Raw genomic sequence first — 17,136 nt, 5'->3', positions numbered from 1 at the left:
GGGTGCGTCCCGCTCCCCGTTGTCAGGTGTGCTCGGGCGGGTTGATCCGTGATGTCTCGATCGCGGACTCGGACGTGCCCCACTTCTTGAGGATCCGCTCGTACGTCCCGTCCTTGATCAGCTCGTTGACGGCGACCTGGAAGGCCTTGGTGAGCCGGGAGTCCTTCTTGAAGGCGAAGCCGACGTCGAGTCGGTGGAACTCTCCGAGGAAGGTGGTCCGGGAGGCGGACTTGCTCGCCTGGTGGCGCAGGCCGTTGATGGTCGACATGATCACGTCGATGCGGCCCTGCTGGAGCGCGGTGAGGGTGGCGCCGTTGTCGGAGAAGACCTGCACGTCGTACGGCTTCTTGCCGGCCTTGGTGCAGCGTGCCTTCTCCGCGTCGAGGGTCGCCTCGAACGTGGTGCCCGCGCCGACGCCGATGTTCCGGCCGCAGAGCTGCGCGAGGTCGGTGATCTTCTTGCCGAACGAGGTGTCACCCGTCTTGACCGCGAAGCCCTGGCCGTCGTTGATGTAGGTGACGAAGTCGATGGTCTTCAGGCGCTCGCCGGTGACACCGAAGTTGCCGGTGCCGAGGTCGTACTTGCCGCTCTCGAGGGCCGGGAGGATCGTCTCGAACGAGGCGTCCTGGCGCCGGAGTTGGATGCCGAGGACCTTGGCCGCGGCGTCGGCGAGGTCGATGTCCTGGCCCACGGCCTTCTTGCCGGTGCCGTTCGGGTAGTACGCGGCGGGCGGGCCTCCGGTCGAGCTGCCGATGCGCAACGTGCCCTTCTTGCGGACGTCGGCGGGGAGCAGCTTGGCGGCGGATTCCACCTTGCGGACGGTGGCGACCGGGTTGCCGCTCGGTGCGGCGGCCGCCTGTGCACCCGCCCCGGCCGCGCCGTCGGTGTCGGTGTCTCCCGAGCCGCAGGCGGTCAGAGCGAGGAGCGGCAGCAGGACGAGGGCGGCGAGCCGCGGTCGGGTTCTGGTCCCGGGCAGGTTCACGGGGCGGGAGCCTTTCAGGTGTGCGAACAGTGCCGAGGGGTGCGCGGGGCACCGGAGGCATGTCGAATGACGGCCCGTCGGCGAGGAGAGCGACGGGCCGGGGCAGGTGTGACGACGTCGAGCATCGCGAGGTGCCACGGGAAGCCGTGAGCAGTCACGAGAAGTCATGAAGGGAGGACTCGCGGCAGCGCGCGTCAGTGAAAAAAGAACTCGGCCCGCGACGGGGTCACCGAGGGAGGGAAGGGCCGGTCAGAGGGCCCGCTGCCGCATCAGGCGCAACACGCCGCGGACCACACCCGACCGAAGTCGATGTGGTCACGCGAGACCAAGCGCTGGGCAGTCATGCGGACAATTGAGCAGTACATCGAGCTGTTCGTCAAGCCGCGCCCGGCCGGTGTCCGGATGCCGGATGTCCTCGACTCGGCTGCGTCCGGGCGCTGTTGACACATCGGCGTGGCGGGCACATACGATCGACGGTGGACCGGCCCCGCAGTACGCGGCGGCCGCTCCGGCCGCGTTGAGGGACGCGGTGCATGTGACGACGCGTTCTCACCCCTGCCCGCGATTCCCTCCCCCGGAGAGCCCCGATGACCACCACGTCGTCCTACGTAGAACCTTCCCCCGCCGCACCGCCCGAGGAGCCGACGAGCGCCCCCGCCCGGCCCCGGATCGTGCCGCGCCGGCACCTCGGACGCTGGGCGTCCGCCGCCGTCGCGCTGCTCGTCTTCGCGATGGTGCTGAACTCCGTGGTCCGCAACGACGCCTTCCAGTGGGAGGTGGTGGGTCACTACTTCACCACCTCCGCCGTGCTCGACGGTCTGCTTCTGACGGTGTGGCTGACCGCCGCCGTGATGGTGCTTGGGTTCCTGCTCGGCACCGTCCTCGCGACGATGCGGCTGTCCGCCAACCCCGTGCTGCGCACGCTGAGTTGGGGCTACGTGTGGATCTTCCGGTCCACGCCGCTCCTGGTGCAGCTACTGTTCTGGTTCAACATCGGCACCCTGTATCCCACGCTCGGGCTCGGCATCCCGTTCGGCCCGGAGTTCGTCACGGTCAAGACGGTGAACCTGTTCGGCCCGACCCTCACCGCCCTGATCGGCCTGACGCTGCACGAGACCGCGTACGCCGCCGAGGTGGTGCGCGGCGGCATCATCTCCGTGGACTCCGGGCAGACCCTGGCCGCCCAGGCGCTCGGCCTGAGCAGGCGCCGCACGCTGCGCCGGATCGTCGTCCCGCAGGCGATGCGCTCGATCGTGCCGACCGCGGGGAACATGCTGATCGGCACCCTGAAGGGCACGAGCATCGTCAGCGTTCTCGCCGTGCACGACCTGCTGTACTCGGCGCAGCTCATCTACAACCAGACGTACCAGGTCATTCCGCTGCTCATGGTCGCCACACTCTGGTACATCGCGGTCACCAGCGTCCTCAGCGTGGGGCAGTACTACGTCGAGCGGCACTACGCGCGGGGCGACTCGCGGACGCTGCCGCCCACTCCGCTGCAGCGGCTGCGCGGTCGCCTCACCTCCGTTCGCGCATGGTTGAGCAGGGTGACGGCGGCCGACGCGCGACCCGCGATCCGGGGCGAGCGGTGAGCTGCGCCACACCTTCCCCACTTTCCCTACCGAATTACTAGGAAATCCTTGACCGGGCCCGCTCGGGCACACAGGATGGTGCACATGTCCCGTACGCAGCAGCGACTCGTTCGTCGTCGGCATGTCGACTTTGGTCACGTCGTCAGCGCCGCGTGCTGTCGCGCGTAAGGCACCCGGCCCACAGGTCGGATCGTGCCGCTCCGCACGCCAATTCCCAGGTCACCAGGGCGCGTTCATCCACGGCGCGTCGGTGACCCGACACACCAACGAGGGACAACCGCCATGACCACGGCACCGCAGACCGGGACCACCCACGCCACCGCGCCACCCTCCGACGCCCGCCACCTCAGCCTCGTCCGCGACACCCCGCTCGGTGCCGGCGTCGGTCAGCGAACCTCCGTACCGATGGTCGGATATCTGCTGCTCGTCCCCGAGGGCACCGACCCCGCCGAGCTCTTCGCCGAGGGCGGGCCCCGGCCCGAGATCCGGCCGGTCGACCCCGCGGACGCGATCCCCGTCCCGCCGCCGGCCGCCGCGCGGCCCACGGACGACGACACCATCCGCATCGACCCGGTGCGGCACGTGGCCGAGCTGGACGGTCGTGAACTCGACCTTACCTACCTGGAGTTCGCGCTCCTCGCGCACCTCGTGAAGCGCCCTCACCACGTGCTGACGCGCGAGCTGCTGGTGACCGCCGTCTGGGGCTACGACCACGTCGGCGACGGCCGCACCGTGGACGTCCACATCGCCCGACTGCGCCGCAAGCTGGGCAGGGCCCACCGCCAACGGATCGTCACCGTACGACGCGTGGGGTACAAGTACGTCCCCGAGCAGCGCCCCGACCGGCAGGAGGGCTCCGACTCCGCCCCCTGCCACCGACCTTGAGGAGATCCCCGTGATGGGCCCTGCCACCGCGTCGCCTCGCACCACCGACCGGACCGGCTCCACCCCTCCGTACTGGCTGCGGGTGGCCCGCGAGGTGGCGGACGACCTCGCCACGGACGCGGTCGCCAGGGAGCAGGCGGGCAAGGCCCCCGTCGACGAGGTGTCCCGGCTGCGCGAGGCGGGCCTGCTGACACCTCCGGCGTCGGCCGAGACCGACGGAGGCGGCGGGGACTGGGCCGCCGCCCTCGCGGTCGTCCGTGAGATCGCCGCGGCGGACGGCGCGATCGGCCAACTGCTGGGCTGCCACTACTTCTTGGCGGGCAGCGCCCGGTTCTTCGCCGGGCCCGCACTCGCCGCGCAGATCGAGGAGCGGTCCGCTGCCGGGCAGTGGTGCTGGGGCGGCGGATTCGCCCGCCAGGAACCCGCACTGACGCTGACCAGGAACTCCGGCGGGCTGGTGCTCAACGGGCGGCAGGACTACACCACCGGGGTCCTGGCCGCCGACCGGCTCGCCGTCCGGGCCGTGCGGGCGGACACGGGCGCGCCGCTCGCCGTCGTGGTGGACGCCGACCGTCCCGGTGTCGTGATCGACGCCGCCGCGGACACCTTCGGCCGGCGACTCGCGGCCGGCGGCAGCGTGGAGTTCGACGACGTGACGGTCGCGGCCGACGAGGTGCTCGGCCCGCTCTCCGCGGACGAGGACTTCCTGCCGCCGCGTACGGCACTGGCGTCGCCCGTCGCCCACCTCGTCTCCGTCCAGGTCCTGCTGGGTACGGCCGAGGGAACGCTCGCCGAGGCCCGCGAGTACAGCAGGACGGGCCAGACGCCCCTGCATCCGGCCTGGCCGGTCGGCAGCCCGCACGACCCACAGGTGCTGACCACCTATGGGGAGCTCACCGTCCTCATCCGCTCCGCGTCGGCGCTCGCGGACCAGGCGCTGGGAGCCGTACAGGAGGCGCTGGCGCTCGGCGACGAGCTCGCCTATGACGAGTACGCGGAGGTCGCCGCCCTCGTGACCATGGCGGAGACCGCCGCGTCGCGGGCCGCCCAGGAGTCCACGACCCGGGCCCTGGACATCGTCGGCCCACGGGCCGCCTCCGGAGTCCTCGGCTTCGACCGCTTCTGGCGCAACGCCCGCACCCACACTCTGTACGAGCCTCTGGGGCACCAACTCCGCGACATCGGCGACTACTTCCTCAACGGTGCACAGCCCCCGTTCGCCCTGCCCGCCTGAGGGTTCCCGCAGGGCCCTCTCGGCGTTCCCGAAGTGCGAGTTCTCGACATGCGAGACTCGTACGTCCATATGATGAACACCCTCTTGGGGTGAGCGCTTCCTTCTGCCACGATCCCTATCTGTCAGGTAGGAAAACTGGGGAAGTCAGGGGGTGGCCATGCGTACGCTCAGCCGCGCGGACCTGTCGCGCCTCCTGCTGACCTCGCGCCGCCACATCGACCTCGGCCGCACGTCCAGCGCCATCTGTCGGGCCGCCTGAGCCACCTCCGTCCGCCGGGCCGCCCGAGGCCGCCCCTGGACGACGGCCCTCGGGCCGGCCGAATGCCGGCCCATCGGTCCCACGGCGCCGCGCGCGCCTCCCCTGAAGCACTCATTCCCCGAGAGGACACCTCCGTGTCTGCCGCACGCCCACGCACCCCCCTGCGCACCCTTGCCGCCGTAGCAGCGCTCCCGCTCCTGCTGACCGCTTGCGGCTACGGGTCCCAGTCGAACGACAGCGGCGACCAGGCCAAGGCCGCGTCGGGCGCCAAGAAGCTCTCCGCCGACTCGGTGAAGATCGGCTACTTCCCCAACCTGACGCACGGCACCGCCCTGGTGGGCGTCCAGAAGGGCCTGCTGCAGAAGGAGCTCGGCGGCACGGAGATCAAGCCGTCGACCTTCAACGCGGGCCCCTCCGAGATCGAGGCGCTCAACGCCGGATCCATCGACATCGGCTGGATCGGCCCCTCCCCCTCCATCAACGGCTACACCAAGTCCAAGGGCAAGTCCCTGCGGATCATCGGCGGTTCGGCCTCGGGCGGCGTCAAGCTGGTCGTCAACCCGAAGAAGATCAAGTCCCTGGACGACCTCAAGGGCAAGAAGATCGCCACGCCCCAGTTCGGCAACACGCAGGACGTCGCGTTCCTCAACTGGATCGCGGAGAAGGGCTGGAAGGTCGACGCCCAGAGCGGCAAGGGCGATGTCTCCGTCGTCCGCACGGACAACAAGATCACGCCCGACGCCTACAAGTCCGGCTCCATCGACGGCGCCTGGGTTCCCGAGCCCACCGCGTCCAAGCTCGTCGCCGAGGGCGGCAGGACCATCCTCGACGAGTCCGACCTGTGGCCCGACAAGAAGTTCGTGATCACGAACATCATCGTGTCGCAGAAGTTCCTCAAGGAGCACCCGGACGTCGTCGAGGCCGTGCTGCGCGGCTCCGTGAAGACCAACAAGTGGATCAACGCCAACCCGGAGAAGGCCAAGGAATCCGCCAACGCGGCGCTGCAGAAGCTGTCCGGCAAGGCGCTGCCGGCCGATGTCATCGACCCGGCCTGGAAGTCCATCGACTTCCTCGACGACCCGCTGGCCTCGACCCTCGACTCCGAGGCGAAGCACGCGGTGAAGTCCGGACTCCTCGAGCAGCCCGACCTCAAGGGCATCTACGACCTCAAGCCGCTCAACAAGGTCCTCAAGGCCGAGGGCGAGGACGAGGTCGACGACGCCGGCCTCGGCGCCAAGTAACAACCCATCGGACCGGGCACGTCGACGAGTTGACGAACCCTCAGGAGGTGACGCCCATGGCCACCACGACACCCAAGTCGGCCGAGGCCGTCGAGACGGTGACACACGCAGCGCGTATCGAGCATGTCTCGAAGTCCTTCCCCGCACCGGGCACGCCCGGCGGACAGCAGCTCGTCCTGGACGACATCACACTCGATGTCGCGCCGGGTGAGTTCGTCACCCTCCTGGGGGCCTCGGGCTGCGGCAAGTCCACCCTGCTCAATCTGGCAGCGGGCCTCGACCTGCCGTCCGCGGGCTCCATCGCCACGGACGGCAGGCCCGCCCTGATGTTCCAGGAGCACGCGCTGTTCCCGTGGCTCACGGCCGGCAAGAACATCGAGCTGGCGCTGAAGCTGCGCGGCGTCGCGGCGCAGGAGCGGCACACCGAGGCGGAGCGGCTGCTCGACCTCGTGCGCCTGAGCGGCGCGCACGGCAAGCGGGTGCACGAACTGTCCGGCGGCATGCGCCAGCGCGTGGCACTCGCCCGCGCCCTGGCCCAGGACAGCCGGCTGCTGCTGATGGACGAGCCGTTCGCCGCGCTCGACGCGATCACCCGCGACGTGCTGCACGACGAGCTCACCCGCATCTGGCAGGAGACGGGTGTGTCGGTGCTGTTCGTGACGCACAACGTGCGGGAGGCGGTGCGCCTGGCAGAGCGCGTCGTCCTGCTGTCGTCCCGCCCCGGCCGCATCGCCCGGGAGTGGACGGTCGACCTGCCGAGGCCGCGACGCCTCGAGGACACCTCGGTCGCCGAACTGTCCGCCGAGATCACCGAAGAACTGCGTGGGGAGATCCGCCGCCATGGCCGCCACTGACCACACCGTCACCCTCGACGCCGAGGCGACGAAGGACGGCTCCCCGACGCCCGGCGAGCCCCGCCGCCCGAGCGATCTGGCGGGTCTGGAGGCCGGGCTCGACGCACTGGACTCGGTGCAGACCTTCCGTACGCCGCTGCGCGAGACACTGCGCCGCAAGGTGCTGCCGCCCCTCACCGCGGTCGCGGTGGTGCTGGTGGTCTGGCAGCTGCTGGTGTGGGCGGGCGTCGTCCCCGACTACAAGCTGCCCTCACCGTCCGATGTGTGGGGCGAGGTGCGCACGGCCTGGCTCCAGGGCACGCTCCTCGACTCCATCTGGACGTCCGTGTCACGCGGCCTGTTCGGCTTCCTGCTCGCCCTCGTCATCGGCACACCACTCGGCCTGCTGGTGGCCCGCGTACGGTTCGTGCGCTCGGCCATCGGCCCGATCCTGTCGGGCCTGCAGTCCCTGCCGTCGGTGGCGTGGGTGCCGCCCGCCGTGATCTGGCTGGGCCTCAACGACTCGATGATGTACGCCGTGATCCTGCTCGGCGCGGTCCCCTCCATCGCCAACGGCCTCGTCGCGGGCGTCGACCAGATCCCGCCGCTGTACCTGCGCGCAGGACAGACCCTGGGCGCGACCGGGCTGCGCGGGGCGTGGCACATCGTGATGCCGGGCGCGCTGCCCGGCTATCTCGCCGGACTGAAGCAGGGCTGGGCCTTCTCGTGGCGCTCCCTGATGGCCGCCGAGATCATCGCCTCGTCTCCCGATCTCGGCGTGGGCCTCGGCCAGTTGCTGGAGAACGGCCGCAACAACAGCAGCATGTCGCAGGTGTTCCTGGCCATCCTCCTGATCCTCCTGGTCGGCATCGCCATCGACCTGCTGATCTTCAGCCCGCTGGAGCGCAGGGTGCTGCGGGGGCGGGGGCTGCTCACCTCCCGCTGACCATGACCGGCGGCTGCCGCCCGGCCCGGGGGTCCGGCCGGTCAGCCGCCGAGGGCGTCGGCCATGCGGTCGAGGTCGGCGAGGAGGGCGGCCAGGCGCCGCTCGGGGATGGTCTCGATCATCCGCCGCTCGATGTCATAGACGGCGGACCTGACCGCCTCGAGCCGCCCGAGTCCCTCAGCGGTGAGGTGGGTGGGCAGGGCGCGGCCGTGTTCGGTGGTGGCGGGCCGGGAGACCAGGCCGGCTTCCTGGAGGTTGCGCAGGACGACGTTCACCGACTGCCGGGTGACGAACGTGGCGCGGGCGAGTTCGGCGTTGGACAGGCCCGGCCGCTCATCGAGAAGTTCGAGGCAGGAGTACTGCGGCACGGTCAGCTCGTGCTCGCGCAACGCCGCGTCCATGGCGCCGCGAAGGGCCGCGGCGGCGCGCTTGAGGCGGTATCCCACATGGTCCGTGACGTCGTCGGCGGGGTGCGGCGGCTGCGCCGGCTTCCGGTCTTCCATGTCAGTAGTTTGACATACACGAGCGGCACACCTACGTTCGTGATGTCAAAGTCCTGACATTGGATGCACGCTACCGCCGGAGGCGCCGACCATGAGCAGTCCCACCACGACCATCTCCGCCGACGCCGACCTGATCACGCTGGTGAACGTCTTCACCGTCCCGCCGGAACGGCAGATCGAGCTCGCCGACACCCTCGACCGGGCCACCCGCGACGTCTTCCTGGCCGTGCCCGGCTTCGTCTCCGCGAACCTCCACATCAGCCTCGACGGCCGCCGCGTCGTCAACTACGCGCAGTGGAACAGCGAGCAGCAGTACCAGGAGGCCATGCGACGCCCCGACGTCCGCGAGCACATCGCCGAGGCGGCAGCGATCGCCGAGGCCTTCGACCCGACCTTTGCGCGGGTCCGCTCGGTCCACCGACCCGACGGACAGAAGGCCTGAGAGGCCTCCAGGTCGACCCGGCACGCCGATCATGGGGCCGAGCAGGGGAACGCGTTGCTGCACGCGGGTGTCCTGTGGACGCCCCGAGGTGCGCACCCACCGGCGGTCTGCTGATCTTTTAAGTGATCGCTTGATCCCTCTCAGAAGGAGAAGTTCATGGTGCGTCGCATCGCAGCCGCTGTCGCCGTCGCCTCGGTGGCCGGGTTCCTGGCCGCCGGCCCCGCCGTCGCCGACGTGGACCACAGCCGCCACGACAGCAGCCACGTGTACGACCACGCCGGGATCGCCGGCCAGGAGTTCGTCAACGTCGGCGGACGCAACGGGGTCACCGTCTCCAACTCGCTGGCCGCCCACCACAACGTCGGCGCCTGGAAGAAGCACTCCCACTACCACGACTACGCCGGTCGCTGATGGCACCTGGGGGCTCCGCTCCTTCGCGTAACGCATGACGCATGACGCATGACGCATGACGCATGACGTAGGCGGCCCCGCTTCGGCGGGGCCGCCTCCGCGTGTGCGCACACCTCCCCGGAGAAACCTCATAACGAAGAGGAACCTCATAACGAAGGTGTCTTCACCCGGCGTGTCGCGCTGACACGGGACCGCCGCTCGGGACCACTGCTCGTATGAGTGAACTGAGCGACCTGATCCCCGTCGAGGCCATCCGCCTCGACGTGGCCGCCCCCGACTGGCAGTCCGCCGTGCGCACCGCCGGTGACCTGCTCGTCTCCACGGATGTCAGCACGGACACCTACACCGAGGAGATGCTCCGCAACGTCGAGGAGAACGGCCCCTACATCGTCATCGCGCCCGGCTTCGCCTTCGCGCACGCCCGGCCCTCCCCCGCCGTCCGGCGTACGGGCATGTCATGGGTCCGGCTCTCGACGCCGGTGAACTTCGGGCACGAGACGAACGACCCGGTCCACCTCGTGGTAGCGCTCGCCGCCGCGGACGCCGGGGCACACACCCAGGCGATGGGCGCCCTCGCCCGCCTGCTCGCCGACCCGGACACCTCCGCGGCCCTCGACCACGCCCCGACACCGGAGGCCCTGCGGCAGATCCTTGTAGGGGACACGACGCCGGAGCCGGAGTCGGAGTCAGATTCGGCAGCAGCACCGGCAGCGGCGCCGAGACCGTCCGACGCCGCCCCCGAACGGCCCGCCGCCAAGGGCTCCGCCCACGGCATGCACAAGATCCTGACCGTGTGCGGCAACGGCGTCGGCACGAGCCTCTTCCTCAAGTCGACGCTGGACAAGGTGCTCGACCGCTGGAAGTGGGGCCGGTACATCACCACCGAGGCGACCGACACCATCTCCGCGAAGGGCAAGGCGTCCGAGGCGGTGGCCATCATGACGTCGCGGGAGATCGCGCGGACGCTCGGCGACGTAGGGGTGCCGGTGCGGGTGATCGAGGACTTCACCAGCACCAAGGAGGTGGACGCGGCGATGCGCGACCTCTACGACGTCTGATCCCCCGCTCCCACCGCTCCCCTCCCCAGGAGTCCCGCATGCACTCCCTTGTGGACATCGCGAAATTCATCGTCAACGAGATCCTCAGCGTCCCCGCCTATCTCATCGGCATCATCACGGCCGTCGGCCTCATCGCCCTGAAGAAGACCGCGGGCCAGGTCATCGGCGGAGCCATCAAGGCGACCCTCGGCTTTCTGCTGATCGGCGCGGGCGCGACCCTGGTCACCAACTCGCTCGCCCCGCTCGGCACGATGATCACCGGCGCCACCGGTTCGCACGGTGTGATCCCCACCAACGAGGCAATCGTCGGCATCGCGCAGGCCGAGTACGGCTCGCGCGTGGCGTGGCTGATGATCCTCGGCTTCCTCGTCAGCCTGCTGCTCGCCCGCTTCACCCCGCTCTCGTACGTATTCCTGACCGGCCATCACATGCTGTTCATGGCAACGCTGTTGACGATGGTGATGGCCACCGCGGGCGTCACCTCATGGGTCGTGGTCGTCGCAGGCGCGGTGCTCCTCGGCATCATGCTCGTCGCGATGCCCGCCTTCGCCCATCCCTGGACCAAGCGCGTCACCGGCAACAACACCGTCGCCGTGGGGCACTTCGGGACCGCCGGGTACATCCTCTCCGGTGCCACCGGTCAGGCCGTCGGCAAGAAGAGCCGCTCGACGGAGGAGATGAACCTGCCCGAGGGCCTGCGCTTCCTGCGTGACTCGATGGTGGCCACCGCCCTGTCGATGCTGCTCATCTACATGATCATGGCCATCGTCTTCCTCGCGAAGGTCGGGAAGACGGAGGCGTTCAAGGCGTTCGCGACGGACGGCGGCACGGCCTCCACCGGTGTCGGCAACTACCTGATGTCATCGGTCAATCAGGGTCTCCAGTTCGGCATCGCCGTCGCCGTCATCCTGTTCGGTGTCCGCACGATCCTCGGCGAGCTGGTCCCCGCCTTCCAGGGCATCGCGCAGAAGGTCGTGCCCGGCGCCATCCCCGCCCTGGACGCCCCGATCGTCTTCCCCTACGCCCAGAACGCCGTGCTCGTCGGCTTCATCTGCTCGTTCGTCGGCGGCCTTGTCAGCCTCGGGCTGCTCGTCGGTGTGTTCAAGCCCGCGTTCGGCACGGCCCTCGTGCTGCCGGGGCTCGTCCCGCACTTCTTCACCGGTGGCGCGGCGGGTGTCTTCGGCAACGCGACGGGCGGGCGGCGCGGGGCGGCGCTCGGCTCGTTCCTCAACGGTGTGCTGATCACGTTCCTGCCCGCGTTCCTGCTGGGCGTCCTCGGCTCGTTCGGCTCGGCCAACACCACGTTCGGCGACGCCGACTTCGGCTGGCTCGGCCTGATCCTCGGCAACGTCGCCAAGGCGGGTGATGTCGCGGGCGTGATCCTCATGCTCGTCGTCGGCCTGGTGATCCTGGCCGGGGCCATCACATGGCAGAAGCGGGTCGTGGACACCGGCTGGGACCCGGGCGCCAAGCGCGCCGCGCTGTTGCCGCCGGAGGACCGCCCGGAGCAGCACGACGACTCCGCGGGCGGCGGGACCTCGGTCTCCCGCACGTACTCGAAGATCGCACCTCCGGCGGGTGCCCCGGTGCCGCCGCCTCCGCCTGAGGACTGACCGACACTCTCCGGAATCGCCGAAGGCCCGCTGAACCCTCGGGGTTTCAGCGGGCCTTCGACGCCTTCGCACGGTGTGACGGATGGTCCCGTCAGTGCGCGAAGCCCCAGTCGAGCACCTTCGTGGCGTCGCCGAAGACCTCCTTGTCGGCGCCGATGATCGCGCCGACCAGGGTGCGGTTGTCGCGCTTCGCGGCGAAGACGAGGGAGTAGCCGGCCTCTTCGCCGCTGCCGGTCTTGATGCCCAGGGCGCCGTCGTAGGTGCCGAGCAGGTCGTTGGTGTTTTCCCAGGTGTAGTACCGGGTGTGGCCGTTGGCCGCCGGGGCCTCGGCCTCGTACTTCTTCTGCTTCACCACGTCGGCGAAGACCGGCTGGAGCATGGCGCGCTGGCCGAGCTTGGCGAGATCGCGGGCGGTGCTGCGGTTGTCGCCGTGCGAGATGCCGTCGAACGAGTCGAAGTGGGTGCCGGTCATGCCCAGCTGCGCGGCCTCGGCGTTCATTTGGCGCTCGAAGTCGGCGATGCGCGCCTCCGTGGTGGACCCGACGCCGTAGTTGTCGGCGAGGGCCATGGCGGCGTCTCCGCCGGAGGGGATCAGCATGGCGTGCAGCAGCTGGCGGACGGTCAGCTTGTCGCCGGTCTGGAGGTCGGCCGTGCTCGCGCCGTTCGCCTGGACGTAGTCCCGGTACTCCTGCTTGACCGTGACCTGCCGGTCGAGCCACTCCGGGTGCTTGAGCACGACCACGGCCGTCATGATCTTCGTCGTGCTGGCCATCGACACACTCTCGTCGGCCTTGGCCCCGGCCCACATCTCGCGCTCCTGGCTGCCGTCACGGGCGTCCAGGAGGTAGGCGTGGTCGGCCGCGATGTCAGGGACGTCCTGGGTGTCCGCGGCCGGCGTGCCCTCGTTCTGCTCGGCGGAGTGCGTGGCGGCCGGCGTGGCCGCCTGGGCGATGCCGCCGGCGGTGATCGGCAGGACGGCTCCGAAGAGCGCGACCGTCGCAAATCTCGCGCCGGTCTTGTGCAGCCGATTGGGTCGGGCATGGGAACCCATGGAACGCCCCCTCCTTCCGGCGGGTGACCGCCGGTTCGTCATGGTAAATCGTTGCATCACGAACCTACTTGCCCACAGGCCCTTTACGTCAAGATCGCCATGTCATAACCGGGTAACAGGCCTGACCTGCGTGAAGACGGTGTGCAGACAACCGGTTGATCCCGTGACTCCCTTGATGTGTACGCACGATCAACGAGCGAATCGAGCAAAGGACTTGGGCCCGCCGACCGCCGACTCACTCGGTGTCGAAGGTCCGGCGTGCGCGTTCGATCTCGGGCATATGGGTCCTGGCCCAGTCCAGCAGTACGTCGACCGGGCGACGGAGTGTCTTGCCGAGGGGTGTGATCCGGTACTCGACGGCGACCGGGCGGGAGCTGAGCAGCTCGCGCTCGATGATGCCGTTGCGCTCGAGCCGACGAAGGGTGGCGGTGAGCGATTTCTGTGTCACCGCGGGGATGGCGCGGCGCAGTTCGTTGAACCGGCTGGGCCGTTCGCAGAGTTCGTTGAGGACGCTCAGCGACCACTTGTCCAGCACCTGGTCGAGGAGTTCCCGGTGCGGGGCGGTGACGCGGAGTTCGCTGTCCGGGGTGGGGGCGGTATCCATGCCGAAACCTGGTCTCGTTGAAGTGTTCTTCGTGCACCAGGTATCAAAGGTATACCCGCAAGTCGTTCGACTCCGGGCGCGAGCCATGAGACATGAGCAACTCGAGACATGAGACATGAGCAATGAGGCATGAGGAGCCCTTGATGTCCGTTCACCGTTTCACCCCCGCCGGCATGTTGCAGCCCACCCCCTACCACCACGTCGCCGTCGCGACCGGCACGCGCCATGTGTACGTGAGCGGTCAGATCGCCCGCACCCCGGACGGGACCCAGGTCGCACCGGGTGACCTGGCCGGCCAGGTCACCCACGCGCTGCGCAACACCGCGACCGGGCTCGCCGGGGCGGGCGCGACGTTCGACGACGTGGTGCGGCTGACGTTCTACGTCGTGCGGTGGGCGCCGGAGAAGATCGATGCGTTCATGGCCGGGATCGGCCAGGTGGCCGGGGAGTTGGGCCTGGACGACCGACTCCCCCCGGCCTCGCTGATCGGGGTCGACCACCTCTTCGAACCCGACGTACTCGTCGAGGTCGAGGCGACGGCGGTTCTCGACTGAGAGCCGCACCCTCCCGCAAAAGTATGTGCGTATCCCATAGACAACGCCCCACCCACTGGTTACGTTCACCGACGGTCGACAACGATGTCAGAGTGGCCCGATCGAGGAGCAGTGAACGTCGATGGTGACACGAAGAACCGTCCTGCGGACCGGCGGAGCGGCCCTGGCCGCCGGGGCCTTCGGGATCTCCCTGCCGAACCCGGCGGCGGCAGCGGCCGCAGCCGAACGCGCCGCACCCGCCCGCCTGTTGCCGTCCTTCGGCCGCCCGACGCGGCTCGACGTCGCGCACGTCGGCGCCCTGAATGGCTACGACCAGCTGCTATTGACGACCCTTCAGGGAACCGTGAACCGCAGAGGCCCCCGCCTCTACTTCACCTTCGACGACGGCGCGGCCGACCGGCGGTGGCTGTCGAGCACCGGGGCGTCCGTCACCCAGCACGACAACGCCCTTGATCTGGTGGGCCGTTACCGTGATCGGGTGCGCGGCGCCGTCCTCGTCGACCCCGACGTGCCGGACTCCGTGAACGTCGCCACCACGCTCGCGGGGCTCAAGAACGGGGTGGCCGCGACCGCGGAGCAGGCGCGCGACCACGGCCTGAAGACCCTGGTGGACCTACGCGGCCGCTTCGACCCGGACGACGTCCTGGGCACCTACCGCTGGCAGCTCGACAAGCTCTTCCCGCACTGCGACCACGCGCTGCTGTCCGGTCTGCCGCCGACCCGGACCGTGAGTGTGAGTGGCGTCAAGTGGCGGGAGGTGGCACGGGAGAGCGAGCGGATCCGGGACACCTCCAACCGGAAGTCGCGCACGCTCGACCTCAGCCCCGAACTGGGCGGCGACAACGATGTCTACCTCCGTTTCCAGGACTCCTTCGGCGACGACGGCTGGGGCGCCTCGGTCGGCTCCGTCAAGGTCACGGTGGACGGCAAGGAGCTCGCGTCCTTCACGCCCGGCACGGACGGCGAAAAACCCTATCTGTTCGACGGCCTGAACTCCTCGCTCGGCGACAAGGCGAACCGCTTCGCCGACGGCGGAGGCTACTTCGTCTACCACTTCAAGGCGCCTGCGGGGACAGGGAAGTTGACCGTCGACGTCGACCTCTGGAACCAGTACCTGGTGACCGCGACCGCCACCGCACCCACCCGCGTCGAACCCTTCCCGTACTTCCGGGACTACGTGGTGGCGAGCCGGGCCATGGTGCTGTGGCTGCCGCCGTCCGGAGATACCGGCAAGCTGCTCGACGAGGTGCTGACCAAGCTGGCGCCCACCACCCCGTACGCCGGATGGTTCCCCAACGACGTGGCCGGCGAGTGGGGCGGCGTGGACCGCGCCTCGCAGCACGGAGTGCCGGTCGTCGCCGCCGACTTCTACATGAACGGCACCGTGCACGCCGGTGTCCCCGCGAAGGTCTCCGGCCGCGTACCGAAGCGCCCCAAGGCCGAGCTGCGCAACCGCGTGTACGTCACGTTCACCGTCGGCGAGGGCGACAACATCCAGTACTGCCAGCGCCGCATGCGCGACATCTGGGACGACCCCAAGCGCGGCGACGTACCGGTGAACTGGACCGTCACCCCGCTGCTCGCCGACATCGGCCCCGCCCAACTCGCGTACTACCAGAAGACCGCCACCGACAACGACCTGCTCATCTGCGGCCCGTCCGGCGCCGGTTACACCTATCCGGGCTCGTGGCCGAAGGCGGCGCTGGACTCGTACACCGAACTCACGGGGCGCTATCTGCGGCGCACCGGCATGGATCTCGTCTACGCGTACAACCCGCGCAACGCGGACAACGACGGCTGGGTGCCATTCGACGAGAGTGTCATGGCGTCCTTCCGGAAGAACACGCCGCTGCGGGGTGTCATCCAGTCCTGGGAGACCGGCGATCTACAGGCCCGCCCGGCCGGAATCCCGGTGATCGGCAACTTCTACCCGCAGGGCAAGGGCGCCGACTTCCGGGACGCGCTGCTGCACCACATCGAGGGCCGCGATCCGGACAAGCCGATGTTCATCGCCGCTGCCATCAACGCGTGGAGCTGGACGCCGAGCGACATCGCGGAACTGGCGAAACTGCTGGACGACCCGTTCGAGATCGTGCGCGGCGACGCCTTCTTCGAACTCCTCGACCGCAGCTACGAGTAGGAGTACCTCGACGGCGACGCGGCCGGGCGGGTGCTCCCCGCCCGGCGCGGGTGCACCCACACGGCCGGTCAGTCAGTGAGCCAGTCGGACAGCGGCCTGCTCGATCAGCATGCCCATGGAGCGCAGGGCGTCCGGGGACGGACGGCACGTCCACGCGGGCCCCGTCAGGAACCGAGGCGGTGGACGCTGACCGCGTAGCCGCCGTCGTCGTACGGCGCGGCGTCCCAGGTGGCGAACCGGTCCACAAGGGTCAGTCCGGCTGCCTCGCAGCAGGCGTCGTACTCCGGCAGTGTGATCGTGGGCGGCACCGGCAGGTGGGCCGCGTCCAGGCCGAAGCCCGCGACCAGCAGGCCGCCCGGGCGCAGGGCCCCGGCCAGGCGCTTGACCACCGTGGCCTCGGTGCCGGGGGTGAGCAGCGGCAGGACGTTACCGGCGGCGACCACGAGGTCGAAGTCCGCGGCGATGTCGAGCGCCGTCGGGTCGAACTCGGCCAGATCCGTTTGGAACCAGGGCAGTTGAGGCGCCCGCTCCCGCGCCACGTCGAGCATGGAGGCGTCCAGGTCGATGCCCACGCAGTCGTGCCCGAGCTCCGCGAGCCGGATCATGACCCGCCCGGTGCCGCACCCGGCGTCGAGCACCCGGGCCCCGGCGGGCACGAGGGCCGAGCAGAACGACGCCTCTCCGTGCATGTCCTTTCCGCTGCGCGCGAGCGCCTCGAAGCGGGCGGCGTACTCGCCCCCGGACTTTCCACCGGTCAGTTCCTGCCAACGACTCATGAGATCGACTAT

At 69.6% G+C, this 17,136-nt stretch carries 18 protein-coding genes; 13 read left to right on the top strand and 5 right to left on the bottom strand.

Features of this window, described 5'->3' with window-relative positions:
• Positions 1-22: 22 nt before the first annotated feature.
• On the bottom strand, positions 23-982 hold the full coding sequence (locus OHA73_RS41225; RefSeq protein ID WP_327657833.1) for an ABC transporter substrate-binding protein: 960 nt from the start codon (positions 980-982) through the stop codon (positions 23-25).
• A 587-nt stretch (positions 983-1,569) separates the two neighbouring features.
• Between OHA73_RS41225 and OHA73_RS41220 the strand changes: the two genes are divergently transcribed.
• From OHA73_RS41220 to OHA73_RS41190, 7 genes are all read left to right on the top strand, one after another.
• Entirely contained in the window at positions 1,570-2,574 is a 1,005-nt protein-coding gene (locus OHA73_RS41220) for an amino acid ABC transporter permease (protein ID WP_327657832.1), read from the top strand.
• 282 nt (positions 2,575-2,856) lie between these two features.
• Entirely contained in the window at positions 2,857-3,459 is a 603-nt protein-coding gene (locus OHA73_RS41215; RefSeq protein ID WP_327657831.1) for a winged helix-turn-helix domain-containing protein, read from the top strand.
• 13 nt (positions 3,460-3,472) lie between these two features.
• Positions 3,473-4,693 carry an acyl-CoA dehydrogenase family protein gene (locus OHA73_RS41210; RefSeq protein ID WP_327657830.1) on the top strand — a complete coding sequence of 407 codons (1,221 nt, stop codon included), beginning with the start codon at positions 3,473-3,475 and terminating at the stop codon, positions 4,691-4,693.
• Positions 4,694-4,850: 157 nt separating this feature from the next.
• The gene (locus tag OHA73_RS41205; RefSeq protein WP_323179740.1) at positions 4,851-4,952 is read left to right on the top strand and encodes a putative leader peptide; all 102 of its coding nucleotides are present in this window, start codon (positions 4,851-4,853) and stop codon (positions 4,950-4,952) included.
• A gap of 134 nt (positions 4,953-5,086) precedes the next feature.
• Positions 5,087-6,193, top strand: a complete 1,107-nt coding sequence (locus OHA73_RS41200) for an ABC transporter substrate-binding protein (protein WP_327657829.1) — start codon at positions 5,087-5,089, stop codon at positions 6,191-6,193.
• Between the two features lie 56 nt (positions 6,194-6,249).
• Entirely contained in the window at positions 6,250-7,047 is a 798-nt protein-coding gene (locus tag OHA73_RS41195; protein ID WP_266724016.1) for an ABC transporter ATP-binding protein, read from the top strand.
• Entirely contained in the window at positions 7,034-7,972 is a 939-nt protein-coding gene (locus tag OHA73_RS41190) for an ABC transporter permease (protein WP_266724014.1), read from the top strand. Before OHA73_RS41195 ends, OHA73_RS41190 begins: the two co-directional genes overlap by 14 nt.
• Before the next feature lie 41 nt (positions 7,973-8,013).
• On the opposite strand, the gene OHA73_RS41185 is transcribed toward OHA73_RS41190, so the two are convergent.
• Complete coding sequence (locus tag OHA73_RS41185; RefSeq protein WP_267067673.1) at positions 8,014-8,475, bottom strand: MarR family winged helix-turn-helix transcriptional regulator; 462 nt, start codon at positions 8,473-8,475, stop codon at positions 8,014-8,016.
• A 91-nt stretch (positions 8,476-8,566) separates the two neighbouring features.
• On the opposite strand from OHA73_RS41185, the gene OHA73_RS41180 reads away from it, so the two are divergent.
• From OHA73_RS41180 to OHA73_RS41165, 4 genes are all read left to right on the top strand, one after another.
• Complete coding sequence (locus tag OHA73_RS41180; protein WP_327657828.1) at positions 8,567-8,917, top strand: antibiotic biosynthesis monooxygenase family protein; 351 nt, start codon at positions 8,567-8,569, stop codon at positions 8,915-8,917.
• Between the two features lie 156 nt (positions 8,918-9,073).
• Complete coding sequence (locus tag OHA73_RS41175) at positions 9,074-9,328, top strand: hypothetical protein (RefSeq protein WP_266724008.1); 255 nt, start codon at positions 9,074-9,076, stop codon at positions 9,326-9,328.
• 215 nt (positions 9,329-9,543) lie between these two features.
• Positions 9,544-10,386 carry a PTS sugar transporter subunit IIA gene (locus OHA73_RS41170; RefSeq protein WP_327657827.1) on the top strand — a complete coding sequence of 281 codons (843 nt, stop codon included), beginning with the start codon at positions 9,544-9,546 and terminating at the stop codon, positions 10,384-10,386.
• A gap of 38 nt (positions 10,387-10,424) precedes the next feature.
• Entirely contained in the window at positions 10,425-11,999 is a 1,575-nt protein-coding gene (locus tag OHA73_RS41165; RefSeq protein ID WP_327657826.1) for a PTS ascorbate transporter subunit IIC, read from the top strand.
• Between the two features lie 91 nt (positions 12,000-12,090).
• Here OHA73_RS41165 and OHA73_RS41160 read toward each other — a convergent pair whose 3' ends face one another.
• Both OHA73_RS41160 and OHA73_RS41155 read right to left on the bottom strand, forming a co-directional pair.
• Positions 12,091-13,050 (bottom strand): D-alanyl-D-alanine carboxypeptidase family protein, encoded by a 960-nt coding sequence (locus tag OHA73_RS41160; RefSeq protein WP_267067676.1) that lies wholly within the window; start codon positions 13,048-13,050, stop codon positions 12,091-12,093.
• A 235-nt stretch (positions 13,051-13,285) separates the two neighbouring features.
• Positions 13,286-13,654, bottom strand: a complete 369-nt coding sequence (locus OHA73_RS41155) for a winged helix-turn-helix transcriptional regulator (RefSeq protein WP_327657825.1) — start codon at positions 13,652-13,654, stop codon at positions 13,286-13,288.
• A gap of 143 nt (positions 13,655-13,797) precedes the next feature.
• Here OHA73_RS41155 and OHA73_RS41150 point away from each other — a divergent pair, with 143 nt between their 5' ends.
• Both OHA73_RS41150 and OHA73_RS41145 read left to right on the top strand, forming a co-directional pair.
• On the top strand, positions 13,798-14,208 hold the full coding sequence (locus tag OHA73_RS41150) for a RidA family protein (RefSeq protein ID WP_327657824.1): 411 nt from the start codon (positions 13,798-13,800) through the stop codon (positions 14,206-14,208).
• 121 nt (positions 14,209-14,329) lie between these two features.
• Complete coding sequence (locus OHA73_RS41145; RefSeq protein WP_327657823.1) at positions 14,330-16,348, top strand: GxGYxYP domain-containing protein; 2,019 nt, start codon at positions 14,330-14,332, stop codon at positions 16,346-16,348.
• 164 nt (positions 16,349-16,512) lie between these two features.
• On the opposite strand, the gene OHA73_RS41140 is transcribed toward OHA73_RS41145, so the two are convergent.
• On the bottom strand, positions 16,513-17,124 hold the full coding sequence (locus OHA73_RS41140) for a class I SAM-dependent methyltransferase (RefSeq protein ID WP_267067679.1): 612 nt from the start codon (positions 17,122-17,124) through the stop codon (positions 16,513-16,515).
• Positions 17,125-17,136 lie beyond the last annotated feature (12 nt).

Origin of the sequence: Streptomyces sp. NBC_00483 (assembly GCF_036013745.1) — a bacterium.
Classification (GTDB): Bacteria; Actinomycetota; Actinomycetes; order Streptomycetales; family Streptomycetaceae; genus Streptomyces.
Note: the sequence above shows the minus strand (reverse complement) of the source record. Positions and strands in the feature narration are given on the sequence as shown.